The sequence below is a fragment of the Sphingopyxis sp. LC363 genome (assembly GCF_000756385.1).
Lineage (GTDB): Bacteria > Pseudomonadota > Alphaproteobacteria > Sphingomonadales > Sphingomonadaceae > Sphingopyxis.
On the sequence record NZ_JNFC01000009.1, the window covers coordinates 18,583 to 43,130 of the forward strand.

The following is a 24,548-nucleotide window of genomic DNA, read 5'->3' on the forward strand; positions in this document are numbered from 1 at the left end:
TGACGGCATGCGCGGATCCTGACCGGCTGGTGCCATGACGCGATTGGCGCCCGCCCGCGACCTGCCGCTCGATTTCCTGCGGGGAGTCGATGTGATGCTGATGCTGCTGGTCAATTTCCTGGTGCCCGCGGCACCAGCGATCCTCCGGCACGCCGCCTGGCACGGCCTGACGCTAGCCGATATCGTCTTCCCGATATTTTTGTTCATTGTCGGCATCTCTGCATCGCTGGCTTTCGATGGACGTTTGCGGCGGCAGATGCCCTGGGGTGCGATTGCCCGGCGCGGGGCGTTGCTCTTCGCGATCGGCGTCGCGCTCAACTGGTGCCTGCGGCCTGGATTCGATTGGGATCAATTGCGGTGGGCAGGCGTGTTGCAGCGCATAGCCATCGTATATCTCGCTTGCGCGGTGATCGTCTCCGTCGGGCGCGGCGCGATCGTTCCGCTGGGACTGGGGCTGGCGATCATCGCCACTCACACATTCGTTCTGCTGAACATCGGTGCAGAAAATACTGTAGCCAGCCTCGCTCCCGGAGCGGGCATCAGCGGGTGGCTCGATCGGCAACTCCCGCCGGGATTGATATTGCGCGGCAGCTGGGATCCGGAGGGCATTTTGTCCACGCTGCCTTCCATGGCGAGCGGTTTCCTTGGCGTCGCGCTTGCGCGCTGGGCCAGCGCGCCGAGGCCCATCTGGCGCCTCGCGTTCGCCGGCATCCTCCTCGTGCTGACCGGGCTGCTGACGACGATCGTCATCCCGATCAACAAGGATTTGTGGACCGCGAGTTTCGTGCTTGTGACGTCGGGGATCGGCGCGTCGGGTTACGCTGCGGTTCGCGCCGCCTGGCCCGTGCTGCAGCCGCATGGGTGGGCGAAGCAGTTCGTCGCCGTGGGCCAGGCGGCGTTGACCATCTATGTGATCCATATGCTCCTGATCGCCCTGCTGCGCCTTCCGCCGGGCGGCGAGGACCGGCTCTGGGACAGCCTGCTCGCGGGGCTTCGGGCGTCCGGTCTGTCGGCCATGTGGGCGTCGGTGCTATTTGCCGTTCTTGCGGTAATTCTTTGCAGGTTGCTGCTGGCACCGCTTCAACGCCGCGGCCTTTTGCTGCGGGTGTAGGCGGGTCCGCATGACGCCGGCGTGGTCGTCGCGGGCCTGGCGGCTTTCGGCATCATGCTGCGAATATCTTGCCAGGATTGAAGATGCCCTCCGGATCGAGCGCCTGCTTGAGTTGCCGCATGATCTCGACGGAAGCCGTCCCGTTCTCGCGCAGCAGGGAGTCGCGCTTGCCCAAGCCGATCCCATGTTCACCCGTGCAGGTTCCGCCAACCGAGAGCGCGTGATCGATCATGGCATCGTTGATGACCGCCGCCTTTTGCCACGAGGGCTTGTCGTCGGGATGGAGAATGAAGAAGACGTGGAAATTCCCGTCGCCGACATGGCCCAGGATCGGAGCGAACAGCCCCGATGCTTCGATCATCGTTTCCGCACGCGAAATGGCTTCGGCCAATCGCGAAATGGGGACGCAAATGTCGGTGATCCAGGCTTGCGCCTCAGGAACCATTGACCGCGATGCCCAAAGCAGATGGTGCCGCGCCTTCCATAGCAAGTTCCGTTCCTCCGTCGCGGTCGCGGACCTGAGTGTCCCGCCGCCGTTGGCATCTCCCAGAACGCGAACGATTTCCAATTGCTCGGAGATGCTGGCGCCGGAACCGTGGAACTCCAGAAAGAGGGTTGGACATTCGGGGAGACCGAGATGGCTCTGGCGGTTGCACGCGATCATCGCGCGCGTGTCGAGAAGCTCCATGCGCGCGATGGCGATCCCAGATTGGATGGTCTGAATCACGGTATCGACCGCACCCTCTATGCTGGCGAAATCCCAGCTTGCGGAAACGATCTGTTCGGGTTGCCCATGAAGGCGCAGGGTCGCCTCCACGATTAGGCCCAAAGTGCCTTCGGATCCGGCGAAGAGATGAGTAAGGTCGTAGCCCGCCGCCGATTTGCGGGCCCGGGTCCCCGTCTGGATCAGATCGCCAGTTGCCGTAACGACCTTGAGGGCAAGCAGATTGTCGCGCATGTTGCCGTAACGTACAGTCGTCGTTCCGGACGCCCGGGTTGCGATCATCCCGCCGATGGTTGCGTTCGCCCCGGGATCGACCGGAAAAAAGAGACCTGTGGTGCGCAGCTCCTCGTTGAGCTGTTCGCGCGTTACGCCCGGCTGAACCACGACAAGTAGATCTTCCGGGGAAATCTCGACTATCTCGTTCATGCGCGAAAAATCTACGACGAGCGTGTCCGATGTGACGGCGGCCGCGTTCCCCTCGAGAGAAGTGCCGGCACCATAACCCACGATCGGGACGCCCTGCGCGGCAGCTGCGCGAACTAGCTGGCGAACCTCCTCGATCGACACGGGCTGTGCCACCAGTGCCGGAAGTTCGCCCGGATGGTGACCCTCGGTTTGCGTATAGGCGACGCGCGCGGTTTCAGCGGTGATCAGTCGGTCGCCAAGGAAATTCGAAAGCATGTCGCGCAGATGGGTCATGCCGCGAATATATCTGCCTTGCGGATCAAGGTAAACTGGTATTATACAGGTATTATAATGAACGCAGCCCGTCACCCCACCTCCACCCTGATGTTTTCCGAGGCCAGCGAGGCTGGCCAGATCGTGGCCAAGCAGTTGTCGGACAATGCTGTCTTGGCGAAGGAACTGGCGAAGCTGATACTGCGCCCCGCAACGCACACGATTTTCACCTGCGCCCGCGGCAGTTCGGATCACGCTGCCGCCTATGGGAAATTCCTGTTCGAGGCACATCTTCGCAAGACGGTATCGTCACACCCGCCATCGATGGGTTCGGTATACCGCGTACCGATGGAGCACATGGCGGGGCAGCCGTTTATCGTCGTGTCGCAGTCGGGTAAGAGCCCCGATCTGCTTGCGTCCGCCGAGGTGGCGCGAGAGGCCGGGGCGATCGTCATCGCGATGGTCAACGACGAAAGCGCACCGCTCGTACCTCTCGCCGACATCGTCATACCGCTCCGCGCGGGACCGGAGCGAAGCGTCGCAGCAACCAAAAGCTTCATTGCGACGCTTTCGGCCTTCGCCCAGATCATATCCGAATGCGCCGGCGGACAAGCCCTCGACCCCGTCATTGCTGCCCTGCCGGATCAGTTGTGCCAAGCTTGGGCCGTGTCATGGGACGAGGCTCTGGCACCTTTCTCGCAGGCACGCAGCCTCTTCGTCCTCGGGCGCGGCCCGTCATTCGGGATCGCACTCGAAGCGGCGTTGAAGTTCAAGGAAACATGCGGAATTCATGCAGAGGCTTTCAGCACGGCAGAGGTCGCGCACGGCCCGATGGCAGTGATCGATCGCAACTTCCCTATCCTGGTCTTCCCGCCGCTCGATGAAGCCCGGGCGGGGATGGACGCATTGCTTCGCCTGTTCCTCGAAAAAGAGGCAATCGTGGCTGGGGCCGGACCAGTCGGACATGGGGCCATCGAACTTCCCGTCGTCGCAGGCCTGCATCCTGTGACCGCGCCTATCACGATGATCCAGTCCTACTACCGCCTTGCCAACGCTCTTGCGATTGAACGAGGACTTGATCCCGACAGGCCGCCGTTGCTCAGGAAGGTTACCGAAACAATATGACTAGAAAGGCTTTGATCGGCGCGCGAATCCTCTCGGAAAGGGGATGGCGATCAGATCACGCATTGCTGATCGAGCGATCGGCGATCGTCGACATCGTACCCGATAGCGGCGTCCCGACCGACTTTGATCCAGTTCGCTTGGACGGCGGCATGCTCGTTCCCGGTTTTATCGATACGCAAGTGAACGGGGGTGGCGGCGTATTGTTCAACGAATCCCCGACGATCGACGGGATTAGGGCGATCACCGAGGCACACAGGGCATTCGGGACCACGGCCTTGCTTCCTACCCTCATCAGTGATGATTTCGACGTGATTGAGCGCGGGATAGCCGCAGTACGTGACGCTATCGCGATCGGGACCCCCGGCGTTCTGGGAATCCATATTGAAGGCCCCTTTCTGAACATTGAAAAGAAAGGCATTCACGACGCATCGAAAATCCGCAAGATGGATGAGCGGGCCGTGAATCTGCTTTCCTCGCTAGGTGCAGGAAAAACACTTGTGACCCTCGCGCCCGAAATGGTCGCTACCGGCCTGATCGCCGAATTGACGGCTCGGGGCGTCATTGTCTCTGCCGGACACACGCTGGCAACAAGCGAGGATATGGATCGCGCAATCAGCGAAGGGCTTCGGGCAATCACCCATTTGTTCAACGCTATGCCCCCGTTAGCTAGCCGGACGCCAGGAGTCGCAGGGGCTGGATTGGCGTCCCCGCTGATTTGTGGCGTGATAGTCGATGGCCACCATGTTCATCCGACCGCGCTGCGGGCCGCTTTCCGCGCGAAGGGTCCCGACGAATTGATGCTCGTAACGGACTCCATGCCGACGGTCGGCACCGATATCGATACATTCTTCCTTGGCGAGACCGAGATTTTTCGCAACGAAGGTGCACTGCGCTCGGCTGACGGAACCTTGGCCGGCTCCGACCTCGACATGGCTCGGGCCATTCGGAACGCTGTTTCGAACATGCACGTCGAACTTGCGGACGCTTGCAAGATGGCGAGCGCGACGCCGGCGGCTTTGCTGGGGCTGACCGGCACCTATGGATGCCTCGCGCCGCGCGCGCGCGCAGATATCGTGCACCTCTCCGAAGACATTGAGATCGTCCGGACCTGGATCGGCGGCGAGTAGCGAGCACCCTCCAGGCGGCCGACCTCACTTTAGGATTGCCAACGCCTCTTCCACTGCATCGGCAAGAGCGTCGACTTCATCCAGCGTGCTGTACATGGCGAACGATGCGCGGCAGGTCGAACTGAAGCCTAGCATTTGATGGAGCGGTTGAGTGCAGTGCGCGCCGGCACGGACGCAGATACCCTTGGCGTCCAGGATCGCCGCTATATCGTTCGCATGGGCGCCGGCAGAGGCGAACGTCAGAATTGGACCGGGCTTTTCGGCATCGCCGAAGACGGTGATGTTTGGAATAGCCGCGAATCGAGCCCGCGCGTGGCGACCAAGCGCTGCCTCGTGGGTAGCGATAGTCGTACGCCCCACGCCCTCGACATAGTCGAGGGCGGCGACAAGTCCGATCGCTTCCAGAATTGGCGGCGTCCCGGCCTCGAACTTGTGCGGCGCGGCAGCATATTCGACGTGATCGCGGCCGAAGGTTGCGACCATCTCGCCGCCGCCGAGCATCGGTGGCATGCGTTCGAGCCAGCCGGGCTTGGCATAGAGAGCCCCGATACCCGTCGGCCCATAAAGCTTGTGACCGGTGAGCGCATAGAAATCGACGTCGAGCGCCGAAACGTCGATTGCGTGATGTACCACGGCCTGGGTTCCATCTGCGAGCACAGGAACGCCCTTTTCATGGGCAAGCCGAACAATTGCCTCGAGCGGTGTCAATACCCCGAAAACATTCGACATGTGTGTGACCGCCACGAGCCGCGTGCGAGGCGTGATCGCGTCGGCGAAGGCGGTGGGATCGAGATTGCCGAAGGCGTCGGGATCGACCCAGCGCAAGACGATGCCGTGCCGCTCCCGAAGCAAATGCCACGGGACCAGATTGGCGTGATGGTCGAGCGAGGAAACAACGATCTCATCCCCCGGTGCAACGATAGCGGCAAAGGCTGACGCCACGAGATTGATCGCCTCGGTTGCAGATTTCGTAAAAATAATCTGCTCTGCGCCGGGAGCGTTCAAAAAGGACTGCAGCCGGGCCCGCGCGCCTTCGTAGCTCGCGGTCGCGAGGCCGCTAAGCCGGTGGGCTCCGCGATGGACATTGGCATAACGGGTGAAAGCGCCATCGGTCATGCTGTCCATCACGCAGCGCGGTTTTTGCGCCGACGCCGCATTGTCTAAATATATACCCGACAAACCCGCGATCAATGGGAAGTCGCTCCTGATCACATTGGGGTCCCAGACCTTCTGGACTGGCTCGGGGTGCAGCATCGCGAAACCTCCTTCAGATCCGTCCTTGCTCCACAAGCCTGTCGATGTCCCCCTTGGAATAGCCGAGCCACTCCTTTAGGATATCGCCACTATGCTCGCCGAGCCCAGGCGCACCGCGAATGATTTCGGTCGGCGTCCCCCACATTTTGAGAGCCGGCGCCTGAAATGGGACCGAGCCTGCGACGGCATGCGGCACGTCGACGATCTGCCGACGGTGAAGAACTTGGGGGTTCGTGACTGTCCGCCGTCAGCGCCAATGGCACAGATTTGAGGTTGTGATTTAAGGAGGATTTGGGCTTCGTCGTAGTGACGAAGGAACGAAGATGAAGCCCAAATCCTCCTTGAAAAAATCGGCGCCGAAGGCCCCAGCTGAGCGGGTGGTGAAGGACATACGGCGTGCGACGCGCCGGCACTTCTCTGCAGAGGACAAAATCAGGATCGTGCTGGAGGGGCTGCGCGGCGAAGACAGCATCGCCGAGCTGTGCCGCAAGGAAGGCATCGCCCAGAGCCTGTATTACACCTGGTCGAAGGAGTTCATGGAAGCGGGCAAGCGTCGTCTGGCCGGCGATACCGCCCGAGCTGCGACCACCGGCGAGGTGCACGACCTGCGCCGCGAAGCCCGTGCCCTGAAGGAATGCGTGGCCGACCTGACGCTGGAAAACCGTCTGCTCAAAAAAAGCATGATCGCGGATGGGGGCGACGAAGAATGAGGTATCCCGCATCTGAGAAGCTCGAGATCATCAGGATCGTCGAGCAGTCGCATCTGCCCGCCAAGCGGACGCTGGACCAGCTCGGCATCCCCCGCCGGACCTTCTATCGATGGTATGACCGCTACCTCGAAGGCGGGCCGGAGGCGCTGGAGGATCGGCCATCGGCGCCGAGCCGGGTGTGGAATCGCATCGGCAACGATATCCAGCAGCAGATCGTCGAGATGGCGCTGGACGAGTCCGAGCTATCGCCCCGCGAGTTGGCTGTGCGCTTTACCGACGAGAAGCGCTACTTCGTGTCGGAATCGACGGTTTACCGGCTTCTGAAAGCCCATGACCTGATCACCAGCCCGGCCTTCATCGTGATCAAGGCAGCCGATGCGTTCCACACCAAGACGACGCGGCCGAACGAGATGTGGCAGACCGACTTCACCTACTTCAAAATCATCGGTTGGGGCTGGGTGTATCTGTCGACCGTGCTCGACGACTTCTCCCGCTATGTCATCGCCTGGAAGCTTTGCACCACCATGCGCGCCGGGGACGTCACCGACACGCTGGAACTGGCGCTTGAAGCCTCGGGCTGTTCGTCAGCCAGGGTCGTGCAAAAGCCCAGGCTGCTCAGCGATAATGGTCCGAGCTACATCGCCGAGGAGCTGGCCCAATGGATCGGTGCCAACGGTATGAGCCATGTCCGCGGCGCCCCGATGCATCCCCAGACCCAAGGCAAGATCGAGCGCTGGCACCAGACCCTCAAGAACCGAATCCTGCTGGAAAATTACTTCCTGCCCGGCGATCTGGAGACCCGGATCGAGGCCTTCATCGACCACTATAATCACCGCCGATATCACGAAAGCCTCGGCAATGTGACGCCCGCCGACACCTACTTCGGCAGGGCTGACGCCATCATCCAACAGCGCGAAAGGATCAAACGGAAGACCATCGAACACCGACGCTTGCAGCACCGCAAGCTCGCCGCTTAATATCAACCCCAGGACGAGGCCCGCGCTCCGCTAATCTACGCCGCGATCTGCGCCAAATGTTCTGACGACGGACACTCCGTTCCGTCGCGCCGTTCGACTGCTTTCGCCCGTCGATCCGATGCGCCTAATACCAGATTGTAACCAATTTTGGTAGCAGCGCAATCCGACGGAAAAGCGGCGACATCGAGCGGGCCGCGATGGTCGCGCCCCGGGATAGATTCGACGCGCCAGAATGGCCGGAATGGAAGGCGGGTCGCATAATTGGCCCTTGTATTGCGATCTGGGGCCGGGCATCAGCATGGCAATGCGGGGCCCGAAAATTGATACAATAGTATTTGACCTTGACGGGACGCTTGTCGACACGGCTCCCGATCTCATTGCTGCGCTCAATCATTCGCTGGAAGTCCTTGGCCGGCCTACCGTCGAGCCGATGCTCGTGCGCCCCCTTGCCGGCCACGGCGCGCGCGCGCTGCTGGATGCAGGACTGACGCTTAGCGGAGATGCGCCGGAGGAACTGATCGCACGAGCCATTCCCGTATTCTTGGAACACTATGCCGACAATATTTGTACGTTTTCGGCACCCTATCCGGGACTGGAACTCGCGCTCGAAGAGTTGCGGATCGAGGGCTTCAGGCTCGCGATTTGCACCAATAAGCCGGAGGGACTTGCGAACCATCTGGTCGAAGCGCTCGGCTGGGCTGGTGTGTTCGACGCTATTATCGGTGGCGACACATTGCCTGTTCGAAAACCCGATCCACTACCGTTGCTCACCGCAATTACGCAGGCCAAAGGGGCCAAGGCCATCTATGTTGGAGATTCGGCGGTCGATGTAGCGACAGCGAGAGCCGCGGCGATGCCGTCGATTGCTGTCGGCTTCGGATTTTCCGACGTGTGCGCCAGCCAGCTTGGCGCGGATTTGCACATCGATCATTTCGACATGCTCCCCGCCGCCGTGCGGTCGATCATTGCACCCGCCACACTGATCGCACAGCGCGTGAGTCTCGACCTTGACTCCGGTCAGGCGACCGTCGCCGTCTGAGCCTTGTAGAGCTTTCCGGCCGTGGTGGGGCTGGGCGCGCCCGTCGTGTTCGGGAAGGTCACCGGCAACCCCCGAACCGAGCGCGCCGCGATAAATCCGATGGCTTCGGCTTCGATAAAATCTCCGCGCAACCCGAAATCGTCAGCGCTTTCACAAGCGCCAAGCACTTCTCGCAAGGCCTCCATTATGACGGGATTATGTCGCCCGCCACCGCAAATGATCCATAGTTCCGGTTGTTCGGGGAGCTGGCGTGCGCCCAGCGCCACGGAATTGGCGGTAAACGCGACCAACGTCGCCGCTGCGTCGGCGGCCGAGAGATCATCCACGATATCGAGCGGAAAGTCGTAGCGATCCAACGACTTCGGGCCTTCACGCTCGAAATAGGGATGCGCAAGTAAATGACTCAGCACTGCCTGATTGACCTCTCCGCTCGCGGCCAGCGCTCCGCCATCATCATATCGGCCAAGACCGCGCTTCTGGACCGTGAGATCGAGCATCCCATTGCCGGGCCCGGTATCGAGTGCGATGATTTGTTCATCGCTGCCAATGAACGTGAAATTCGCGACGCCGCCTACATTGAGAAAGGCGATTGGACCTGACTTCCCGATCTTCCGTGCCAGTGCGGCGTGATAGATGGGAACAAGAGGCGCGCCCTCTCCGCCAACGGCCATATCGGCCTGCCGAACGTCCGCGACAACGTCAACGCCGAGCGTATTGGCGATTCTTGCAGGGTCGCCAATCTGGATCGTCAACCCGCGGTCGGGCCGGTGAAGGACGGTTTGGCCGTGATAACCGATCAATTCGATCTTACCGGCCCCCGGTTTGGAGAGAAGTTCGCGCGCGCAGCGTACATGCGCGCTGACAATGATATCGTCAGCCTCCGCCAACAGTCTCGGTTCGGCCGTACCGGTCGCCACAAACTGTTCGGTGGCGTCTTTGACGATGGCGCGCTCTGCGGTCGAGAATGAGGTGAGGTGCGTCGGGCCGAAGTCGTCGATTGCTTCGCCATCGGAACTCAAAATGGCCGCATCAACGCCATCGAGCGATGTCCCGCTCATGAAACCAAGAATGCGCATCTCTCGTTCCCCTAACCGTAGTCGATGTTGCGCACCTGCTACCACTATGATACCACATCATCAAGCTGCGATATCGGTCGGCGCGCAGAAGGCCGGTCGCGCGTCTATTTAATGGAGCCGAGATGTTCAACGTCCGTTTGGCGGAGACTCGATCCGGAGCGGCAGCGAATGAGGATGTGGTCGGATATACGGACTTCGCGGCCTGGGTTATCGATGGCGCATCAGGCATTGGGGAGAACCTCGTCTCAGCTGTCAGCGATGCACAATGGTTCGCGCAGCGGGTCGATAGGGAACTCCGCGATCTACTGGCTAGCAAGCCGACGATGCCTTTCGAGGATTTGTTCGCGGCCGTCATACGTCACTGCCGGTCGTCCTATTCGACGCTGGCGCGGCGACCGCCCGCGGGGCGCCATGAACTGCCAAGCGCGGCGATAGCTTTTGTCCGCGCCCTGCCCGAAAAGGTTGAACTGGCAACACTCGGAGACTGCAGGATCGCCTACCGGTCCCTAGGCGGAGAAGAATTCGCCGAACATGGAGACGGCGGCAATATAGGCCCTTTCGAACACCGCACCAAGGCGTTGGCCCGATCGATCCTCGCCGAGCGACCTGAGATTTCGGCGGCCGAACTTTTCGAGGAATTGCGGCCACAACTCGTCCAAAATCGAGCCTTCATGAATGTCGATGGCGGCTATTGGGTGCTGGGTCTTCAAATGGAGGCAATCGAGCGCGCAGATCGCGCCGAACTGCCCGCCGGCGACTGGGCAATCGCGCTAGCAAGCGATGGTTTCCTGCGCCTCGCCGATATGTTCGCTCACCTTGGGGCCAGCGATCTGCTCTCAATCGAGAACCGCGCCGAATTCGAGAAATGCTATTCCGACCTTCGCAATCTCGAGCAAGTCGATGGGTCCCTTCGCCGCCACCCGCGCGCGAAAATTTCGGACGACGTCAGCTTCATAAGGATCGATGTGCATACCAATAGTGTGCCAAATGGTTGAAGCCGGCAACCTCAAGGTGCTATTGGACCTTTATCGGTCAGGCTGACGGGAACGAACAGGCGAAAATGCGATTGTTCCTCGGCCGCTTGCCGGATCGGAATATGTGCGGAAAGGACCAATAATGCGAGACAAGCTTGCCGGATTGAAGGAGAGCAACGCGCCTCTCTACCTTCAATTGGCGCGCAATCTTCGTGAGCACATCCAAAGCGGCGGCGTGGAACCGGGCGAGCCGCTCCCGTCCGAGCGCGAACTCTCGGAACGAATGGGCATGTCCCGGGTCACGATCCGAAAGGGCATCCAGAAGCTCATCGAGGAGGGCTTGCTCTTTCGTCGGCATGGTTCGGGAACATATGTCAGCGATCGTATCGAGGCGCGGGGTGCAATGCTAACGAGCTTTTCTGAAGATGCACGATCGAGAGGTGATGATCCTAGTGTCGTCTGGATGATGCGTAGCTACGCCAACGCCACCGACGAGGAGGCGGCCGCCTTGGAGATTCCGATCGCCACCAAGGTCGCAAGGCTCGCGCGTGTGCGCCTTGCGAATGGCGAACCGCTGGCGATAGAACATGCTGTCGTTCCCGCGGAGTTCCTCCCGGATTTGGATGCCGTGGGTGACTCGCTCTACGCAGCGCTTCAGAGTTCGGGGGTATTTCCTGTGTCCGGCACGCAGCGTATTCGGGCTGCCTTGGCCACTCCGACCGAAGCCGGGATGCTCTCGATTGCGCAGAGCTCGGAGATATTGCGCATTGAGCGCCTGACCCGTGATACGAAGGGTACGCCGGTTGAATTTACCAGGTCTGCGTATCGAGGCGATCGATATGAATTCGTCACTGACATCGCTGCCAGCACAGCGTCGGTGTCACGGCGCGATCCTGTTGGAATGCCGTGACGGAGTTTGAGGTGTGCCCACCACATCGCGCATATCTTGCTCGGTTCCGGGGCAGTTGATTCTCGATGGCGGCACGCCATCACCGGCCAGATGCTAAAGACCCGATGGGCAGGCCGGCGAGAATCAGGGCGCCGTCGAGCGCGTCGCCAAGCGGCGCACTCAGCTTCTCGACGACACGGGCGCGCAGCCATGGCTTGATCCGCGGTGCGAGTCCACCCATCAGCACGCAACGGCTCGCGCCCTTAGCGAATATCGTCTCGATGAAGCGCTCGATATGCTGCGCGGCGTCGCGAACGATCGACAGCGCAATCTCGTCACCTATCTCCGCATATTCCATCACCAGTGGGGCAAAGGCGGCATAATCGGCCGGCGCTGCATCGTCCATCCAAGCGATGACATTCGGGATAGCATGGTCGAACTGCTTGGTCACCGCCTGACTGAGCTGTGTCGGCCGTGTCCGTCCGTCGAGCGTGCGCAGGGCATGGCGGATTGCACTGAGACCCAACGCCGCACCGCTTCCTTCGTCTGAAATGGGAAAGCCGTAGCCGCCGATGCTTAAACTGTCCTCACCGCGCTTGATCAACCCGACGCTTCCGGTACCGAGGATCAAGATCGCACCATCGCCGCCCATATGTGCACCCAGATTGGCGATGATCGAGTCGCTGGTTAACTGAACATTGGCAAAGGGAAAATCGAGCGCCTGGATTTGCTGCTTCATCCCCATCCGATTGATGCCCGCAATTCCCATGCCGACCCGGACGCTCCCATAATCGCTGTCGGCGACACCACCATCCTTGAGCGCCTGGGTGCAGGCGTCGAGCAAGGATCTGTGCAGCGCGTCGAGCCCGATGCGCGTATTGGCGGGGCCGGCCTTCCCCGCACCCAATCGCAGGCCGTTCGCATCGACAAGCCTCGCTTTACTTGCGGTGCCGCCCGCGTCGATGCCTAGATATAAGACCATATTATCGACCCGCTGCCATTGTGATGGGAACCATGAAAGCTCAATCTAGCTACTGATAACAAATTCGCTACGTTATCTCCTGCTTTCCTCACTATGACTCCATGCGTGGATGGCCTCCTGGTCGCAAGAGCTTTTCTGCAGTGAAGACGGCGCGCACGCATCGACGAGGAGACCTGGGTCGGCATGGATGAACCCTGGCGGTGGAGTTCGCGGTTCAACCTGATAGTGCTCGATAGTCCTTTCTTTTCCATCTATATGACCTCGCGCACAAAACTACTGACAGGACCAAGCTCGGACGTCCTTCTTCGGCGTTGCGATCGCGATATCAGCCGCCAACTTCACACCCCGCGCCTCGGTACCTTCAACAATCTTGTCGACGATCGCTTCTATCTCGGCGGCCTCTGACATCCCGTTGGGAGTTCCTTCAGCTCGGCTTGCGGCTATCCTTGAGCACTCGAGGGGCATAACCGTCGCCCTGCCATGCCACCAACTCACGGAGGAGGCCCAGCGCCGATGAAGCCATGACATGCACCGCTAAGCACATCATCGTTTCGATTCAGCATCTCGACCGCAGCCTGCATAAGCCATTCTGCGGCCATCATCTTATCGACAATCGCCATCCAAGCCCCCTGGTGCGGAGTCTCAGTGGGCAGTTGATGTTCCCGCCACCTTTATTGGGGTCGAACCACTCTGCGCAATCTGCAGACAATCACCGGGTCGCCAAGTAAGATGCTCGACGCCTTGCGTCCGCATGAGCTGCTCGAGTGCCTCGTCATACCGCGGCTCAGGCAGGTTGTGTGCGAGATAGACCGCCGTTGCCTCCGCGCCGGTGTCGGTGAGGGTCAAGCTCGCGATCGGCATCTCGAGGCCGAGATTGACCCGCATCCCTTTCACGAAATGGCGCTTCTCTTCGATCGCTTGCGTGACCAGCATTCTCTCTTCGAGCCGCTCATAGGGGATCCATTCACGGGTGACCGGCATCACCGACATCTCGAATATCTGCGCGAGGCCTGACGCACCCATGGAAAAGCTCGCGGCCATGATCAAACTGCCGTCGCGATCGTCGGACCTCCAAAGCTCCTCTTCGGCCGCGAACCGCTTATGGAAGCGGCGCGCCATATCGGCATCCATGAGGAACGGTCGCTGAGGCATATGCTTGATCAGGATCTTCTCGCCATAGCGCGCACTCTCGATCGAACGGATCTCGCCGATCAGGATCATGATCCGGTCGGGCTCCGATCGGGCAATGGCCAGCTCCGCGTCCTGACGGCCCGCGATCGCGTCCTTGTCCTCAAGACGGAATGTCTCGGGCACGAACAGCCGCTGCGCGAGAGGGTCGCCCCGCACCTTGCAGCCGAGCGCTGCATTCAGGAGCTGCCGGCGAACAATGTACCAGTTGCGCTTGCCCGCCATGCGCGGATGCCAGTGGGTGAGCTGCGCTCGATCCCACAGGAAATGCAGCATCCCGCGCATCGACAGCCGCTGACCCGTCGCCTTCACATCGGGCTTGTCGTTCGTGAACGACGCCGGTGCCGCGCGCGCAGGACCCTTCGACAGCGGGAAGCCGAACTTGAGCGTTGTCACGCCATTGTCGATGTCGTCGACGATAGCGCTGCCGAGCACCTGGCCGAGCCCTGTCAGATGATCGGGCGCCTCATAATGATCGCAGTGCGGTGCGTGCCGCGGGCCCGTCCCGGGCCAGCGCGACAGCACATGCCCGCCATGTCGATGGGCAATATAGAGATCGAGCGCGATGTCGCGCCGGCAGAGGCAGCGTACCGCCTGCTTGAGCCTATAGGCTCGCGCCACCATCGCCTCGAACCCGTCTTCGCCTGCGGCCATTTCCCGGTCGAGTACATAGTAGCGCTGCATCGTCAGTCCTCCGGGAGCAATTCTGACGGCAGAAATGGCGTCCAATGTTCGCCGAGCTCGAAGTGATCGCTGAAAGTCGCCGGCGGTCCCTCTGGTCTTGTCGTCCAATAGGGATTGTCCGCCTTTGCCGGTGTCAGCCCTCGATCGTCAGCCTCGACCCAGAGCATCGCCCGAGCAGCCATCAACTTCTCGAGCTCGCCGAACGACGTCGCGACCGCGAGCGGATCGCGGCCCGCGACCGTATACCAGAGGCAGCGCTGGTAGTCGTCGCCGGCACGGCCGAGGATGCTCGCCAGTTGCGCCTTGCCGTCATTTTCGCCGCGAACGATCCGTTCCATTGCGGTGCTGAGCTCGATGACAGCGCGCAGTCCCGCGATCGGATCGATACCGATGCTCGCGCCCGCAAGCGCGCGCACTTCCCACGCCTGCGTGTCGTCATCGCGAATATCGTAAAGCGCCGCATCGACATCGATGCCTTCCAGCCATAGATCCTGCAGCGCCATAATATTCTCCTCGTTTCTCTGCCGAACACGATATGAAGATCGGCATCTTATCAATTGGATCGCATCTGCGAATCCCTAATTCGCATCCGGTCGCACTCGTTTTTTATCGTCCGCCTCCAGCCGCGCTCGCGCCCGTTCAAAGACCACCGGAATTTCGTTGAAGGCGTCCCAGCCCGCTAAACCGCAATAATCATAAAATGCCTGCTCAAGCGGTGTCACCAGTGCATGTCTGTCGTCGGCCGCAAAACCGATTACTGCGACCACCTCCGGGTCTCTGGCATCACTGCCCCCGATGTAGGGGTTCGGCGCATATGCGACGCGTGACTTCTCGATCACCTTCCGCCGAAAAATCTCGTAGACTGGCTCGATCGACTGTTCCCAATCCATATTCCCGATCTCGACCAGACGAGCCTCGAATGCCTTGCGTACCGTGTCCAGCTTGGCAACCTGGACACCAACGAGAGCTTCATAGGCGTCCTGTACAGCCGACCCATATTCGCTCCAATCGTCCTGGAGCGTTTCCCATCGCCTCTCGTCGTCGGCCATGTTCTTCAGGTGAGCCGAGATCGCGTCGCGCGCGATCTCGGATTTGCTGCGACCGGATTTTTTCGCGGCGGCGGCCAACTCCGCTTCATCCTCGCGCGAAAGCCGGACATTGAAAATCGTCATTCGCATCTCCCGATGACAAGTCGGCCATGCGTAAGACAGATTTGGAAGCCCTGCAAGTTTGTATTACGCCCTCCACGAATCGGCATCCGATGCACGGAAGGTGCGAAAATGACGGTGCGAATTTAGCCAGGGGCCTCGCCAAACTGGTCGCAGATCGTCCACATCGAGACGAGAGCGTCGGCAATGCACAATTCGACGGTGCTGACATCTACCCCGACGCATGTCGCAATCTGGCGATAACTCAAATCATGTACTCCGTTGAGGAGATAGACCGATCGCGCCAGCGGCCAAACGAGCTGGATCGCGAGCTTCACTTGGTCGCGGATGTCCGGCGCTGGGCCGATACTCTGCGCAAACGCGGGATAGTGCCTCAATCTGACGTGCAGCCAATAATTGCGCGCGATGCGGTGATGCAAGATCATCGACCTGCTGCCTTGCCTTCGCCGCCAACCAGGTGCGACCGAACCGCTATCAGCAACTGCGAGACCGCGGTTTTAGCCGCGCCGGCGTCAATCGTTCCGGCATCGATGTGACCACCCATCGCCGGCGATCGCCATCGTCCATATGGCGACAGCAACGGGACAATTCGCGCGAAGCTATCGGAATCGAATTGCAGCCCGCCGGCCTTCGCAAAGAAGTGAGCTTTGCCGACGTCCAGTCCGATCCGGCGGCGACAATCCTCGTCCGTCCAACCATCCGCCACGACACACGCCGTCAGGGCGAGCTGCGATGCAATGCCCAACTGATAGAGCAGGTCGCCGGCGCGAACGAATTCTCCCTTCGGGAAAAACGCTCTCGCATTCTGCAGCCGCCACCGCGCAGCTTTGTGTTTTTCATTGTCGAGCGAACTCGGTTCAGCCGAAAGAGAGATCACGCCGACCATACCCGCGGCGATCGGCAATCCGCCAACAAATGTCCGCCGTTCCATTTGGCGCCCTCCAAGCTACGCGCAAATCGTGCACAAAGGAACGATCAGGTTCGGGGCGGCGAAGTCACCCCCTGTAAATTGTTATTCGAATAAATGAGGGGTAACATGAGGGTGAAGTTACGTCGGTTTCGGGCCTTCATTCGAATTCCCGGCGGACCATTCTGACCGACCACAATGCATCAGCGACACAGCGTTCGACGGTCGCCACGTCGACGTCGACCGCGATCGCGATCACCCCATATGGCAGCTCGTCGACCCGGTGCATGAGAAACACACGCCGCGCGAACGGCCACAATAGATCCATCGCCAGATCCAGTTGATCCAGGACAGGCGGATCGGCGCCGAGCCGGCGAGCATATTGCGGATAGCGTTTCACGCGAATCCAGAGCCAATAGGCGCGCGACAAACTATGATGCCATTTCATCGCTCCGCCCCTTCGTTGCTTACCCCGGCGAGCCGGCGCCTCACCGTTCCTAGCAAGCCGTCAAGCGTAGCGGACACTCGAGACGTGTTGATCGTCTCGATCGCCGGTAGATCGGCCGCGAAAGGACCACGCCATTGCCCATAGGGCGAGAGCAGCCCGGCCAGCTCGAGCATGGCGGGATCACGATGATACAAGCCGGCCTCGTTCGCTATCGCCAATGCCTTGTCGACGAAGAGGCCGATCCGCTGCCGGCACCAATCGTCCGAAGCGCCAAGATCGAGCAAATATGCGCCGATGCCGAGCTGGGCCACGATCCCCGCCTGATAGAGAAGGTCGTGCGGATGCCGATATAGCCCCGCGGCTACGCCCCGGTAGAATTCCTCCGCTCGCTCGAAGCGATCGGCGCCGCGGCCTTGCAGTCCACGCCCCCCATCGCTCACACTGTCGTCGATCGGCAATATGCCGGTCAGCAAAAGTCCTCCGCCGGCGCGCACAAGGCCCCGGCGCGACAAGCTCGTTGTCACGATCATCGTCTTCATCCTGCTGTTGTTCGGCCGCTGCCCGGCGAGGGCCTCAAACGACCGAGGTCAATGAAATCAGACTTTTCGCTGTCGCGCTATACCCAGAAAGGGGGGTGTGTCTAACGTCAATAATACGGCTCCGCCGAAGCCTCACTGGCGCGAATATCCCCCGACATTTCGTCTGGAAAGTGCGGAATTCTGCGGCTGATGGATTGGGGGAGGGTGTTGATCGGAGAATTGGATCGCGGAAGTGCGGGCCACCGACCGGCATCCGCCGATCGGTAACCTGCTCTACTCGCTAGGGCCGCGATTCTGCGATCGCGACCAAGCTCGCCGTGCCCCTGCGGGTCTCGGCCCTTCGGGTAACGATCAGGGGCACGGGAAGATGGTCGGCCGCCTTTTGGCGCCCGCAGTCGTTTTCGAGGCCTCGCCACGCTATTCGCGTGCCGAGGCGCCAGGGTGCGCGCAAACCTGTCCCGCTCCCTTCTACGCCGCCTTTCAGGCTCCCGGCGTCGCATCCGGCGGCGCGCGGGGACGCGCCCTGCGGGCGCTCAAGCAGAAAACCGGCCCTGCGGGCCTACGGTTTCCACCGCTACGCGGCGGAGCCTCCGTTTTTCAGCTTGCCCCGCGTTATCCCCCGTCTGCTTCTTGGGGCCTGCGACGGCGGCTCCGAAGGGGATGGACAGGTGAGGGCATTGCATCGCTTCCCCCGACCATAGCGGAACCGGCCCTGGTCGGGCCGGGCGATCTTCGCTGTCCGCGCTCCCGCGCGTCTGTTTGTTGCTCCGGCTCACCAAAGAGGATCGCAATTTCGTCAAGAAAACAATGAGATAGACCGCTATCGATGCCGCCGTTATTAAGTAATTGTCAAGACGGCAACTCTGCTTTGACTTTCTGAAGAGGGGCATCGCCCTAAATTTATGGAGATACTTCATGGCTAATATTGGCAACCTCAAGAAGAATAGCGATGGCGTTTTCATCGGTCGTATCGATACCGTCGCCTTTTCCAACGTCGTCGCGCTGCGTCCGGTCATCAGCCAAAACGAAGCGGCGCCGAAATATGAGGTGATGGCGCTGACCCCGGCACGCACCTGGGCCAAGGTCGGCGCGATGTTCGAGCAGATCAAGAAGTCGACGGGAGAAGTCTTCTATCAGGGCCGCATCGACGATCCGAGCATGGCGAACCCGATGGACATTGCGCTGTGGCATGACCGCGAAGGGGGATTTGCCGTCCTTTGGAGCCGTCGCCGTCCGCGTCGTGAAATCCCCGCGGGTCAGGCCGAACAGGACCTGCCGCCCGTCGGGCAGAGTTCGGACGATGGGATCAGCGGCGACTCCGGTCTCGGCGACAGCACCGCACCCGACGCGCCGCAGGGAAGCAAGGGCAAGGGCGCAGCAGGGAAGGGGGGTGAAACCGCCGACAAGGCAACCGCCTAAATGAAGGAGGCCGGGAGAGGGTCTAGCTCTTCCGGCCTCTCATGGCTGAACATTGGTCAATGTCCGCTTCGATGCTTATCCATTTTCCGAAGCGGCGAACAGGAAATTTCATCATGGCCCGCTTCGATAACTTCGCCGACCTTGCAGAACATTACGCCAGCCTTACCAGCGCCGACGCCTTCGCGGGCGCTTTCACCAGCGAAATTGCCGCCAGCCAGCTTTCCATCCACGACGAACCCACGGCCGACGACTTGCCCGACGGCGATGCAGCGCGCGCCGTTGCTGCCCACGTCACCGGCGAGATTTTCAACCTCTTCGCCGATACGCGCCTTGCACCTGTCGCACCTCGCATCGCTTGGGGGATCGTCAACAGCTTCCACAAGGTGGCGCAGCAGCTTTCACGCCAAGAGGATGACGCCGCGCGCGAGCTTGGCGAGCTGGCGCGCATCATGGACCCTTCCGAAATCCACGCGGTGAAGGTCGAGGAGACGCAGCGCCTTTGCCAGTCGCTTCATGAAGCCGTCGCGGCGATCTGCGCGATGCGCGACCACGCCGCCGAGATTTACCGCGTCGAATGCGGCCAGCCTTGGTCCGCTACCACCGGCAGCCGAACGGGCCGCACCTTGACCGCCTCGCAGATCGACGCGCGCGACTTTCTCGCAGCGCGCGCGGTGGAAAAACGGGAAGCACACGCCCCGACTGGTCCGGTTGTCGTTTTGTCGGGCGGGCAGGACTGGACCGAGCATAAGGCGCTTTGGGATCGTCTGGACGCGATCAAGGCCCGCATTCCCGCGATGACGCTTGTCACGACTGCGCAGCACAAGGGCGCCGACGCCATCGGCGCCGCATGGGCCGCAGCGCGCGGGGTGCCGCTTGTCGCCTTCCGGCTCAATCGCCAGCTTGGCAACCGCGCCGCGTTCGAGCGTAACCGTTCTATTCAGCGATTGCTGCCAGTTGAAGCCGTTATTTGCGAAGGCAGCGGCGTCCAGATCAATCTCGCGCAGAATCTTCGCGCCGCTGGCGTCCCGCTCACCATCTTCAAACACGCAGATTTTGCGATCCGCGATCAGGCTCACGCCTGATCGCATTTCGCCCACCCGGAGAATTACGATGCGCCTCTATCTGACCAGCACTGGCGAATGGACGGGAAATCAAAGTGACGCAGCGGGCTTGGTCCGCGCGAACGGCGGGACCTGGGAACAGATCGACGTTCCGACCGACAAGCCGGGCCTGATTGCTTGGCTCACCCAGCAGTGGACGCGTTTTCCGACGATTGCGGCACCGTCGGCGCCGATAACGGCGCCGACCGAAACCGACGCGCAGCGAGCGGAAAGCCTCCGCCGGATCAGCATCGAGGAAGAGATTCAGAATTGCGACCTTCCCCACCTCGCAGTGCTCGCGGAAAATGTCGCTTGGCGCTTCCACGAACTGGCGCGGGCCTCGAAAGACGATTGACCCCAAAAACTGACGACATTCGATTTTCTTGATACACGGGCCGAAGGAGCCGAACCGATGAATGTAGAAATTCTCGCTCACCCCGAGTTGAAGTCCGCGCTTAACCGCCTGATAGACCTTGCGCGCGCCGACACCGGCCAATCGGCCCGCGTCACGAATTTTCTCCTCGCATGGTGGGACGGCGACCAGTGGGGAAACTTCCCGCTGACTGACCTGTTCGGCGTTGACCGGGACGTTGCCGCTGACATGGCTACCGTCTTTGCGTTTCTCGGTCAGCATGGCGGGGCCGTCTACATCGATGCTTTCGGCGACCAGTATCGCGGTCAGATGGCCGATCTGGTCGACCGTTGGCGCCCCGACTAGGGCGCCTGCCGTTCGCGGCGCCACTTCGTAATTTTCCCAGCCCTTATTGTCGCAGCAGCCGTGGGAGCATCCACCCCAGCGTGGCCGCGCTGCGTCGGATATCGTGTTATGCGCTTCACACCCCATCAGGGAATCTATGCCTACGAGCGGACGAACCGGAAATTGAAGGCGGCGGAACGCCGCCTGCGTCTGGATCGCGAGAAATTCCCGCTCTTCGCCGCCGAGATCGCCGAGAGCCAGCCCACACCGGAGGAATTGCTCGACGCGCGCGGCAGAGCATTCGTCGAGAACCAGCAAGCGAACCGCGATCGCGAGGCTCGAAACTGGTGGCGCGCGCGCGCCGAGCTGCGCGCGATCGCCGAACCGGATCGCGCCGCATTCATCCGCTATTGGGGTCGCTGCAAATGTCCCGGCAACGCGTGCTATTTGCTGACCTACATCAATATGTTTCGTGACGGCCGACTGATCGTTCACGAGGGCGAGGTACGTCCGCGTAGCGATGTCGAATGGGAGCGTGATCGCAAAGCCAAGATCGCGGCGATGTCGGACCTCGAACTGGACGTGATGATCCAGACGCACATCAGTCCGCTTCTTGCCGAATGGGGCCGCGAGGAACGTCGGCGCCGTGCGGAATTGAGCGCGGCCGTCCCGCCCGCGCGCTCCAGCTCGATGCGCCGCAAGCGGCGCGGCGTGCGGTGATGACCCCCCGCGCAGTTCCGCGATGTCATCTTGCTGAAGCACGACGGCGCCGAGCTGGTCGGGCGGCTGTTCGACTAGTCGTCGCCCGCAGTGGATCCCGGCGTAGAGGGCCGAGCCCTCATGCCGTGATCCAGCCCGCACACGGGCGGGGGTTGAATTCTCACATTCCGTAGATTACGTATGTTGGCGATTCCGATGATGATGATGACTTTCGAGACGATGAGAGCCGCAAGGTTCAGTTTGCCAGCATGACGATGAAGATGATGAGGGAATCATGGAACTGCCAATCGAAAAGGTCACTTCCAGTGAGGTTTCGAAGCGCTTCGGCTTCTATTACGACGAAGCCATGACGCACCCCATCGGGATCGAGCGCAACGGCGCCACCCGCGTCGTCATGTTGCCCGCGTCCGAATATGAACGCCTCGCGCGCCTCGACCATATCGCTGTCACGCCCGAGGAATTGAGTGATGAAGCAACCCGAAGCCTCCGGACCGCCACGGCGCGCCCCGAAGCCGTCGCCCTTAACGAGCTCATGGACTGAGCCGCTCCCCACTGACGTCATCCAGTACGTGTATCTCTGGCGCGCCGAAAAGGAGCGCGGGCTTGAGGACGGCCGCAAGATTCGGCCCTGCCTCGTTCTCAGCACGTTCCGGGCTCGGGGCCAGCTACGCGTCATCACCGCGCCGATAACGACGCGTAACTATGACCCTGGCCTCTCGATAGCGATCCCGCCCCGGGTGACGGAGCACCTGGGACTGGACGACCGTTCGCGGATCGTATGGAACGACCTCAACGAGTTCACCTGGGTTGGACCTGACGTACGAGGCGCAGCTGACGGCTCGCCCTTCATCGGCATCATGCCCGAGGCACTTTGGCGGCGGGTGCTCGATAATGTAATCAGCGCCCGCATCAATCCAACGCACCGCTCCGAATAGCCAGTCTGCCCGATACTGTCGAAGGCTGTCCGATGCGCTGCGTCGCGATCGGCGAAGATCAGCAATCCGGCCCGACGGGTTGGCCGCTGTGCCTCCGATGACCGTGCGGACCAAAGTGCGGCGGTTCCACTTTCGCCCCCATCGGGGATCGATGCGCCACCATAGGCAGGACCGTCCCGATCGATCTTCAGCGAGCGCGGCCAGCCTGAATGGCTCCCTGCAGCTCGCCTCCTTGGGCGGCCTCGTTGCTGTCTGACGCACGTAGACAGCTCGCCCGCCTTTCGCGGGACGGGTCTATCGACCCTCAAGCAGAAAACCAGCCCTTTGGGCCTACGGTTTCCACCGCTGCGCGGCGGAGCCTCCGTCTTTCAGCTTGCCCGCGGCGAGCGGCCGCCTCCTCGAAGTGCGTCAGCAACGACACCACCCAAGGAGACAAGCCATGAAACAGAAAGCCGACTTCATCATCACTGGCCGTATCGGAAAGATCGACGCCAAGGAGAAGGTCGCGCACATCGATGTCGCCACCAAATATCCCTACAAGGACAAGGATGACAACTGGAAGGATCGCACCGTCTGGAACCGCGTCACGCTCTTCAAGAAACAGCATGAACGCGTAACAGAAATCGGCGTCGGCGACCTGGTGACCTTCGAAGGTCGCGTTGGACAGAGCAGCTACGAGCGGAACGGCGTTCGCCACTATAACGTGGACCTGACCGTCAACGACTTCACCATCGAGCGCCGGAAGGGCGAACAGGCGACGACCACGAACGATACGCCGCCCGCTGAAGACGACGATCACGTTCCCTTCTGAACCTCTCGGGGCGGCTACGTCCGCCCCTTCAGTTTTCCCAGGAGACGCATCATGGAAACCGAACTCTACGACGATTATCGCGCGCTCGCATATGACGCAGGGATCAGATCGAGATGAATTTCGACGATCCCGACGAACAGCCAATGTTCGCCTTTGCCGAGAGTCTGGCAGTAAGGTCAGCCAACGGCGAAGATCTCCCGACGCCATTTAACGAACACCCATGTGTGGGCCGGCGACGACCGACCCTTTCGCTTTGCAAGCCGCGCGCCTGTGACCGCCTCGCTCACGGCGGGAAGGTGCCCGCCGGTTCGCATCGGCGGCACGCGGCCCTTCGCCATTTGCGCATCTCTCCGGGTATAGGCACGATCGCCTTCACTCGTTGCCTCGGTTTGCTCGCAACCAGCACATCGCCGATCGCCTCAGAGCGTGTCCAACTTCTCCGCGATCCTCTTTGCGCCATGCTTCTCGATCGCCTTCGCAATGGCCGTAGCTTCGCTTCGATCCATCCGGGCAATCTTCACCTTTCCCAGTGCGGCGAGAAGTACATCACGTCCCGCATCGCGCTCCGCTTCGCGGGCTCGGCGTTCCGCTTCCGTCACCCGCGCAAGTTCGGCTTCCAGCTCTGCGCGTCTCGCCGCAATCGCATCCAGATTGCCTTCGATTTTCTTCGCCCTTGGCATCGTTTTACTCCGCTTCAGCCTATCCAATCTTTGCGCACTGCTATCACGATACGGGCGATAATCCAGCACCGAAACAGGTACACGACGTCTGTCCGCGGCGTTACGAAATCGGACAGGGAATGGACACGGAAGGGTGCCGGTTTGACTCCCCGCCGGCGACAGAATGAGTTGCGTTTTGGGTTCACGCTTCGCGCTCCCAAAACGCAATGCGCTTGTTGGCGATCGGTCCAACAGGGCGTCGCGATCGATCGGTCATCCGACCAAGCGGATGATCCATATCGTGGTTCCAGCAGGCAACCTATTCGGCATCGTCAATCAAACGAGCGTTGCCGATTACGCTGCCCGCATGCGGACAAGCGATCAGCAAATGTCTGGCGGGGCTAGCGCCTCATGCAGGCCTGAACTCTCGTGCCCGAACCGGGCACGAATGTGCCCAGATTACAGGCAAGCTGACGGGCTATGCCCGGATTCCCTCCGATAAGCAGAATGAGAGACCCGCTTCGGGGATATCTCATTCTGAGATGCACACGGTATGCGGCAAGCCGCAATTCGCGAAGCTCAAAACCCAGCGGAAACGCAGGGAAA

At 61.0% G+C, this 24,548-nt stretch carries 29 protein-coding genes; 16 read left to right on the forward strand and 13 right to left on the reverse strand.

All coding sequences use genetic code 11. The features are described from left to right. Nucleotides 1–34: 34 nt before the first annotated feature. Entirely contained in the window at nucleotides 35–1,111 is a 1,077-nt protein-coding gene (locus FG95_RS19775) for an acyltransferase family protein (protein WP_052182082.1), read from the forward strand. A gap of 52 nt (nucleotides 1,112–1,163) precedes the next feature. Here FG95_RS19775 and FG95_RS04465 read toward each other — a convergent pair whose 3' ends face one another. Next, a complete protein-coding gene (locus FG95_RS04465; RefSeq protein ID WP_037511921.1) occupies nucleotides 1,164–2,534 on the reverse strand; it encodes an FAD-binding oxidoreductase in 1,371 nt (456 codons plus the stop codon). A 57-nt stretch (nucleotides 2,535–2,591) separates the two neighbouring features. Between FG95_RS04465 and FG95_RS04470 the strand changes: the two genes are divergently transcribed. Both FG95_RS04470 and nagA read left to right on the forward strand, forming a co-directional pair. Then, nucleotides 2,592–3,638: an SIS domain-containing protein gene (locus tag FG95_RS04470; RefSeq protein WP_037511924.1), complete on the forward strand. Its 1,047-nt coding sequence runs from the start codon at nucleotides 2,592–2,594 to the stop codon at nucleotides 3,636–3,638. Continuing rightward, nucleotides 3,635–4,765 carry an N-acetylglucosamine-6-phosphate deacetylase gene (nagA, locus tag FG95_RS04475; protein ID WP_037511927.1) on the forward strand — a complete coding sequence of 377 codons (1,131 nt, stop codon included), beginning with the start codon at nucleotides 3,635–3,637 and terminating at the stop codon, nucleotides 4,763–4,765. Before FG95_RS04470 ends, nagA begins: the two co-directional genes overlap by 4 nt. A 24-nt stretch (nucleotides 4,766–4,789) precedes the next feature. Here nagA and FG95_RS04480 read toward each other — a convergent pair whose 3' ends face one another. Continuing rightward, nucleotides 4,790–6,019 carry a cysteine desulfurase gene (locus tag FG95_RS04480; protein WP_037511931.1) on the reverse strand — a complete coding sequence of 410 codons (1,230 nt, stop codon included), beginning with the start codon at nucleotides 6,017–6,019 and terminating at the stop codon, nucleotides 4,790–4,792. 323 nt (nucleotides 6,020–6,342) lie between these two features. Here FG95_RS04480 and FG95_RS04490 point away from each other — a divergent pair. Both FG95_RS04490 and gph read left to right on the forward strand, forming a co-directional pair. Next, a protein-coding gene (locus FG95_RS04490) for an IS3 family transposase (protein WP_407695120.1) occupies nucleotides 6,343–7,706 on the forward strand; the annotation gives its coding sequence in 2 pieces (ribosomal slippage) (nucleotides 6,343–6,690 and nucleotides 6,693–7,706; 1,362 coding nt in all). Between the two features lie 232 nt (nucleotides 7,707–7,938). Beyond that, nucleotides 7,939–8,745 carry a phosphoglycolate phosphatase gene (gph, locus tag FG95_RS04495; RefSeq protein WP_235211457.1) on the forward strand — a complete coding sequence of 269 codons (807 nt, stop codon included), beginning with the start codon at nucleotides 7,939–7,941 and terminating at the stop codon, nucleotides 8,743–8,745. Here gph and FG95_RS04500 read toward each other — a convergent pair. Continuing rightward, on the reverse strand, nucleotides 8,724–9,821 hold the full coding sequence (locus FG95_RS04500; RefSeq protein WP_037511939.1) for an anhydro-N-acetylmuramic acid kinase: 1,098 nt from the start codon (nucleotides 9,819–9,821) through the stop codon (nucleotides 8,724–8,726). The two genes, gph and FG95_RS04500, sit on opposite strands and share 22 nt — an antisense overlap. A 122-nt stretch (nucleotides 9,822–9,943) precedes the next feature. On the opposite strand from FG95_RS04500, the gene FG95_RS20105 reads away from it, so the two are divergent. Together FG95_RS20105 and FG95_RS04510 are read left to right on the forward strand one after the other, a co-directional pair. Further along, the gene (locus FG95_RS20105) at nucleotides 9,944–10,816 is read left to right on the forward strand and encodes a protein phosphatase 2C domain-containing protein (protein WP_040110192.1); all 873 of its coding nucleotides are present in this window, start codon (nucleotides 9,944–9,946) and stop codon (nucleotides 10,814–10,816) included. A gap of 121 nt (nucleotides 10,817–10,937) precedes the next feature. Then, nucleotides 10,938–11,705 carry a GntR family transcriptional regulator gene (locus FG95_RS04510; protein WP_052182083.1) on the forward strand — a complete coding sequence of 256 codons (768 nt, stop codon included), beginning with the start codon at nucleotides 10,938–10,940 and terminating at the stop codon, nucleotides 11,703–11,705. A gap of 79 nt (nucleotides 11,706–11,784) precedes the next feature. Here the strand turns inward: FG95_RS04510 and FG95_RS04515 are convergent, their stop codons facing one another. Then, nucleotides 11,785–12,666, reverse strand: coding sequence for a BadF/BadG/BcrA/BcrD ATPase family protein (locus FG95_RS04515; protein ID WP_037511945.1), 882 nt, complete (start codon nucleotides 12,664–12,666; stop codon nucleotides 11,785–11,787). 183 nt (nucleotides 12,667–12,849) lie between these two features. Between FG95_RS04515 and FG95_RS20450 the strand changes: the two genes are divergently transcribed. After that, nucleotides 12,850–13,071 carry a hypothetical protein gene (locus FG95_RS20450; RefSeq protein ID WP_040110191.1) on the forward strand — a complete coding sequence of 74 codons (222 nt, stop codon included), beginning with the start codon at nucleotides 12,850–12,852 and terminating at the stop codon, nucleotides 13,069–13,071. A gap of 86 nt (nucleotides 13,072–13,157) precedes the next feature. On the opposite strand, the gene FG95_RS21205 is transcribed toward FG95_RS20450, so the two are convergent. The 8 genes from FG95_RS21205 to FG95_RS19780 form a co-directional block, all read right to left on the reverse strand. Then, nucleotides 13,158–13,286 carry a hypothetical protein gene (locus FG95_RS21205; RefSeq protein WP_255247304.1) on the reverse strand — a complete coding sequence of 43 codons (129 nt, stop codon included), beginning with the start codon at nucleotides 13,284–13,286 and terminating at the stop codon, nucleotides 13,158–13,160. 22 nt (nucleotides 13,287–13,308) lie between these two features. Continuing rightward, nucleotides 13,309–14,583, reverse strand: coding sequence for a DUF1173 domain-containing protein (locus FG95_RS04520; RefSeq protein ID WP_235211458.1), 1,275 nt, complete (start codon nucleotides 14,581–14,583; stop codon nucleotides 13,309–13,311). After that, on the reverse strand, nucleotides 14,541–15,041 hold the full coding sequence (locus FG95_RS04525) for a hypothetical protein (RefSeq protein ID WP_052182085.1): 501 nt from the start codon (nucleotides 15,039–15,041) through the stop codon (nucleotides 14,541–14,543). The genes FG95_RS04520 and FG95_RS04525 overlap by 43 nt, the downstream gene beginning before the upstream one ends. Nucleotides 15,042–15,116: 75 nt before the next feature. Continuing rightward, a complete protein-coding gene (locus tag FG95_RS04530) occupies nucleotides 15,117–15,710 on the reverse strand; it encodes a ribbon-helix-helix protein, CopG family (RefSeq protein ID WP_037511949.1) in 594 nt (197 codons plus the stop codon). 122 nt (nucleotides 15,711–15,832) lie between these two features. Beyond that, nucleotides 15,833–16,132, reverse strand: a complete 300-nt coding sequence (locus FG95_RS04535) for a hypothetical protein (RefSeq protein ID WP_037511951.1) — start codon at nucleotides 16,130–16,132, stop codon at nucleotides 15,833–15,835. After that, nucleotides 16,129–16,638 carry a hypothetical protein gene (locus tag FG95_RS04540; protein ID WP_037511954.1) on the reverse strand — a complete coding sequence of 170 codons (510 nt, stop codon included), beginning with the start codon at nucleotides 16,636–16,638 and terminating at the stop codon, nucleotides 16,129–16,131. The genes FG95_RS04535 and FG95_RS04540 overlap by 4 nt, the downstream gene beginning before the upstream one ends. Before the next feature lie 136 nt (nucleotides 16,639–16,774). Then, nucleotides 16,775–17,062, reverse strand: coding sequence for a sigma factor-like helix-turn-helix DNA-binding protein (locus FG95_RS04545; protein ID WP_095389401.1), 288 nt, complete (start codon nucleotides 17,060–17,062; stop codon nucleotides 16,775–16,777). Then, nucleotides 17,059–17,592: a hypothetical protein gene (locus FG95_RS19780; protein ID WP_152567573.1), complete on the reverse strand. Its 534-nt coding sequence runs from the start codon at nucleotides 17,590–17,592 to the stop codon at nucleotides 17,059–17,061. The genes FG95_RS04545 and FG95_RS19780 overlap by 4 nt, the downstream gene beginning before the upstream one ends. Before the next feature lie 924 nt (nucleotides 17,593–18,516). On the opposite strand from FG95_RS19780, the gene FG95_RS04555 reads away from it, so the two are divergent. The 8 genes from FG95_RS04555 to FG95_RS04590 all read left to right on the forward strand — a co-directional run bounded on the left by FG95_RS04555 (nucleotide 18,517) and on the right by FG95_RS04590 (nucleotide 23,283). Then, a complete protein-coding gene (locus tag FG95_RS04555) occupies nucleotides 18,517–19,020 on the forward strand; it encodes a DUF736 domain-containing protein (RefSeq protein ID WP_037554243.1) in 504 nt (167 codons plus the stop codon). A gap of 113 nt (nucleotides 19,021–19,133) precedes the next feature. Further along, nucleotides 19,134–20,102, forward strand: a complete 969-nt coding sequence (locus tag FG95_RS04560; protein ID WP_037554245.1) for an SLOG family protein — start codon at nucleotides 19,134–19,136, stop codon at nucleotides 20,100–20,102. A 28-nt stretch (nucleotides 20,103–20,130) separates the two neighbouring features. Next, nucleotides 20,131–20,475, forward strand: a complete 345-nt coding sequence (locus tag FG95_RS04565; RefSeq protein ID WP_037554247.1) for a hypothetical protein — start codon at nucleotides 20,131–20,133, stop codon at nucleotides 20,473–20,475. 57 nt (nucleotides 20,476–20,532) lie between these two features. After that, on the forward strand, nucleotides 20,533–20,838 hold the full coding sequence (locus tag FG95_RS04570) for a DUF7673 family protein (protein ID WP_052182087.1): 306 nt from the start codon (nucleotides 20,533–20,535) through the stop codon (nucleotides 20,836–20,838). A gap of 108 nt (nucleotides 20,839–20,946) precedes the next feature. Further along, on the forward strand, nucleotides 20,947–21,537 hold the full coding sequence (locus FG95_RS04575; protein ID WP_037554248.1) for a hypothetical protein: 591 nt from the start codon (nucleotides 20,947–20,949) through the stop codon (nucleotides 21,535–21,537). A 274-nt stretch (nucleotides 21,538–21,811) separates the two neighbouring features. Further along, nucleotides 21,812–22,078, forward strand: a complete 267-nt coding sequence (locus FG95_RS04580) for a type II toxin-antitoxin system Phd/YefM family antitoxin (RefSeq protein ID WP_037554249.1) — start codon at nucleotides 21,812–21,814, stop codon at nucleotides 22,076–22,078. Next, nucleotides 22,005–22,472: a type II toxin-antitoxin system PemK/MazF family toxin gene (locus FG95_RS20455; protein ID WP_141237237.1), complete on the forward strand. Its 468-nt coding sequence runs from the start codon at nucleotides 22,005–22,007 to the stop codon at nucleotides 22,470–22,472. The genes FG95_RS04580 and FG95_RS20455 overlap by 74 nt, the downstream gene beginning before the upstream one ends. Before the next feature lie 439 nt (nucleotides 22,473–22,911). Further along, nucleotides 22,912–23,283: a single-stranded DNA-binding protein gene (locus FG95_RS04590; protein ID WP_081933004.1), complete on the forward strand. Its 372-nt coding sequence runs from the start codon at nucleotides 22,912–22,914 to the stop codon at nucleotides 23,281–23,283. Between the two features lie 419 nt (nucleotides 23,284–23,702). Here FG95_RS04590 and FG95_RS04595 read toward each other — a convergent pair whose 3' ends face one another. Then, nucleotides 23,703–23,963, reverse strand: a complete 261-nt coding sequence (locus tag FG95_RS04595; RefSeq protein ID WP_037554250.1) for a hypothetical protein — start codon at nucleotides 23,961–23,963, stop codon at nucleotides 23,703–23,705. Between the last annotated feature and the right edge of the window lie 585 nt (nucleotides 23,964–24,548).

Bases quoted from the DNA above. Each gene is read 5' to 3' on its own strand.
- gph (WP_235211457.1), top strand. From the start codon at position 7,939: ATGGCCGGAATGGAAGGCGGGTCGCATAATTGGCCCTTGTATTGCGAT.
- FG95_RS21205 (WP_255247304.1), bottom strand. From the start codon at position 13,286: ATGGCGATTGTCGATAAGATGATGGCCGCAGAATGGCTTATGCAGGCT.
- FG95_RS20105 (WP_040110192.1), top strand. From the start codon at position 9,944: ATGTTCAACGTCCGTTTGGCGGAGACTCGATCCGGAGCGGCAGCGAAT.
- FG95_RS04590 (WP_081933004.1), top strand. From the start codon at position 22,912: ATGAAACAGAAAGCCGACTTCATCATCACTGGCCGTATCGGAAAGATC.
- nagA (WP_037511927.1), top strand. From the start codon at position 3,635: ATGACTAGAAAGGCTTTGATCGGCGCGCGAATCCTCTCGGAAAGGGGA.
- FG95_RS04565 (WP_037554247.1), top strand. From the start codon at position 20,131: ATGCGCCTCTATCTGACCAGCACTGGCGAATGGACGGGAAATCAAAGT.
- FG95_RS04575 (WP_037554248.1), top strand. From the start codon at position 20,947: ATGCGCTTCACACCCCATCAGGGAATCTATGCCTACGAGCGGACGAAC.
- FG95_RS19780 (WP_152567573.1), bottom strand. From the start codon at position 17,592: ATGATCGTGACAACGAGCTTGTCGCGCCGGGGCCTTGTGCGCGCCGGC.
- FG95_RS04500 (WP_037511939.1), bottom strand. From the start codon at position 9,821: ATGCGCATTCTTGGTTTCATGAGCGGGACATCGCTCGATGGCGTTGAT.
- FG95_RS04570 (WP_052182087.1), top strand. From the start codon at position 20,533: ATGAATGTAGAAATTCTCGCTCACCCCGAGTTGAAGTCCGCGCTTAAC.
- FG95_RS04525 (WP_052182085.1), bottom strand. From the start codon at position 15,041: ATGGCGCTGCAGGATCTATGGCTGGAAGGCATCGATGTCGATGCGGCG.
- FG95_RS19775 (WP_052182082.1), top strand. From the start codon at position 35: ATGACGCGATTGGCGCCCGCCCGCGACCTGCCGCTCGATTTCCTGCGG.
- FG95_RS04465 (WP_037511921.1), bottom strand. From the start codon at position 2,534: ATGACCCATCTGCGCGACATGCTTTCGAATTTCCTTGGCGACCGACTG.
- FG95_RS04530 (WP_037511949.1), bottom strand. From the start codon at position 15,710: ATGACGATTTTCAATGTCCGGCTTTCGCGCGAGGATGAAGCGGAGTTG.
- FG95_RS04580 (WP_037554249.1), top strand. From the start codon at position 21,812: ATGGAACTGCCAATCGAAAAGGTCACTTCCAGTGAGGTTTCGAAGCGC.
- FG95_RS04515 (WP_037511945.1), bottom strand. From the start codon at position 12,666: ATGGTCTTATATCTAGGCATCGACGCGGGCGGCACCGCAAGTAAAGCG.
- FG95_RS20455 (WP_141237237.1), top strand. From the start codon at position 22,005: ATGAAGCAACCCGAAGCCTCCGGACCGCCACGGCGCGCCCCGAAGCCG.
- FG95_RS04470 (WP_037511924.1), top strand. From the start codon at position 2,592: ATGAACGCAGCCCGTCACCCCACCTCCACCCTGATGTTTTCCGAGGCC.
- FG95_RS04480 (WP_037511931.1), bottom strand. From the start codon at position 6,019: ATGCTGCACCCCGAGCCAGTCCAGAAGGTCTGGGACCCCAATGTGATC.
- FG95_RS04510 (WP_052182083.1), top strand. From the start codon at position 10,938: ATGCGAGACAAGCTTGCCGGATTGAAGGAGAGCAACGCGCCTCTCTAC.
- FG95_RS04535 (WP_037511951.1), bottom strand. From the start codon at position 16,132: ATGATCTTGCATCACCGCATCGCGCGCAATTATTGGCTGCACGTCAGA.
- FG95_RS04545 (WP_095389401.1), bottom strand. From the start codon at position 17,062: ATGAAATGGCATCATAGTTTGTCGCGCGCCTATTGGCTCTGGATTCGC.
- FG95_RS04555 (WP_037554243.1), top strand. From the start codon at position 18,517: ATGGCTAATATTGGCAACCTCAAGAAGAATAGCGATGGCGTTTTCATC.
- FG95_RS20450 (WP_040110191.1), top strand. From the start codon at position 12,850: ATGGATGAACCCTGGCGGTGGAGTTCGCGGTTCAACCTGATAGTGCTC.
- FG95_RS04560 (WP_037554245.1), top strand. From the start codon at position 19,134: ATGGCCCGCTTCGATAACTTCGCCGACCTTGCAGAACATTACGCCAGC.
- FG95_RS04540 (WP_037511954.1), bottom strand. From the start codon at position 16,638: ATGGAACGGCGGACATTTGTTGGCGGATTGCCGATCGCCGCGGGTATG.
- FG95_RS04595 (WP_037554250.1), bottom strand. From the start codon at position 23,963: ATGCCAAGGGCGAAGAAAATCGAAGGCAATCTGGATGCGATTGCGGCG.